Here is a 1,493-nt window from a genome sequence, read left to right as displayed (position 1 = left end):
CGCGCCCGCCTGGGCAATTCCACCCCGTTGATCCAGCAGATCGACCCGGCCACGGTGCGGGATTCCGAACGCGCGCAGGCCGATACGGAAGAACAGGCCGCGGTCGCCGCGGGCGGCGAGGACAGGCTGGACACCAGCGGCAACCTGCTGGGCAACATGTGGGGCGCGCGGCCGTGGCTGTACAGACACGGCATCACCTTCGACATCCAGGAAGTCGATGAGGTCTGGGGCAACGGCACCGGCGGCACGCCCAGCACCAATGGCGATGGTCAGGGTTCGGGCACAGGCCCCGCCTATGACGGCGTCACCATGCCGACGCTGACCATCGATACCGAAAAGCTGTTCGGGCTGAAGGGCGGGCTGTTCAATGTCAGCGCGCTGCAGACGCGCGGGCGCTCGATCTCGCAGGATCACCTGAACAACTTCAACCCCATCAGCGGGTTCGAGGCCGACCGCTCCACCCGCCTGTTCGAACTGTGGTACCAGCAGTCCTTCCTCAAGGGAAAGCTGGACGTGAAGATCGGGCAGCAGGATCTGGATACCGAATTCCTGGTCAGTGACTACGCATCGCTTTACCTGAACGCCAATTTCGGCTGGCCCATGGCCCCTTCGGTCAATTTGTATGGTGGCGGGCCGTCATGGCCGCTGTCCTCGCCCGCCATCCGCATCCGCTACCGCCCCAGCGAGAAATTCACCTTCATGTTCGCGGCCGCCGACGACAACCCGCCGGGCAACCGCTACAACTCCCTGCCCATCCAGCAGGCCACCGGATCGAACAGCGGCTTCAGTTCCGATCCCACCAGCCAGACCTATGACGGCGCCAACGGCACGAACTTCAACATGGGCACCGGCGCGCTGCTGATCACCGAACTGCAATACGCGCTCAACCCCCAGCCTGCCGACATGTCCAACGTGACCAAGAACCCCGGCCTGCCGGGGGTGTACAAGCTGGGTGGCTATTACGATACCGCGAAGTTCGCCGACTACCGCTACAACCAGCGTGGCAGCTCGCTGGGGGCGGCCACGCTGAATGCCAGTGCCACGCAGGCCGACCTGACCCCGCGATGGGACCGGGGCAACTGGATGGTCTATGGCATCATCGACCAGATGATCTGGCGCCCCTCGCTGACATCGCCGCGCTCGCTGGGTGTATTCGTGCGCGCCACGGGCAATGGGGGCGACCGCAACATGATCAGCTTCGCCATCGACGCGGGCCTGAACCTGAAGGCCCCGTTCAGGGGGCGTGACAACGACACGATCGGCCTGGGCTGGGGCATTGGCCGCGCCAGTTCGGGGCAGCGCCAGTTTGACCGCGACAGCCATTCGCTGGTGCAGGGCAATGAAAACCACCTTGAACTGACCTATCAGGCGCAGGTCACGCCGTGGCTGGTGATGCAGCCCGATTTCCAGTACGTCTGGCACCCCGCGGGCGGCGGCGCCGACCCGTCCTTCCCCTACCGCCGCACCGGCGATGAGGCGATCTTCGGCCTGCA

Annotated in this window: 1 protein-coding gene; it reads left to right on the top strand. The window is 65.2% G+C overall.

The annotated features are described in order from the left end of the window. Positions 1 to 1,493, top strand: a 1,493-nt coding sequence (locus tag F1542_RS16870; protein WP_227672842.1) for a carbohydrate porin, incomplete at both ends; no start/stop codon positions are given.

Source organism: Komagataeibacter sp. FXV3 (assembly GCF_015155755.1).
Classification (GTDB): Bacteria; Pseudomonadota; Alphaproteobacteria; order Acetobacterales; family Acetobacteraceae; genus Komagataeibacter.
This window is presented reverse-complemented; position numbering and strand designations above follow the sequence as displayed.